Genomic DNA, 242 nt, shown 5'->3' on the forward strand with positions numbered 1-242 from the left:
TTGGGATTTCCCGGCGGCGGCGGCGCCTTTGCTGGTCGATCCAAAGGTTCTGCATGATCTTGTACAGCCAGCTGTCGAGGCGCGTGCCCGCGCGATAGCGCCGCCGGTTCTCAAGCGCCTTCAGGCAGGCCGATTGGACCAGCTCGTCGCCATCGTCCAAGGCGCCGGTCAGGCCATAGGCAAAGCGCCGCAATCGCGGCAGCAGGGCCAGAAGCGAGTGCTGGAAGGCGTCTTCGACGGAC

Annotated in this window: 1 protein-coding gene; it reads right to left on the minus strand. The window is 65.7% G+C overall.

Annotated elements, in window-relative coordinates; all coding sequences use genetic code 11:
- On the minus strand, window positions 1–242 hold a 242-nt coding region (locus R0J92_RS25965), incomplete at both ends, for an RNA polymerase sigma factor (RefSeq protein WP_411053809.1).

Origin of the sequence: Tritonibacter sp. SIMBA_163 (assembly GCF_046535935.1) — a bacterium.
Lineage (GTDB): Bacteria > Pseudomonadota > Alphaproteobacteria > Rhodobacterales > Rhodobacteraceae > Epibacterium > Epibacterium scottomollicae.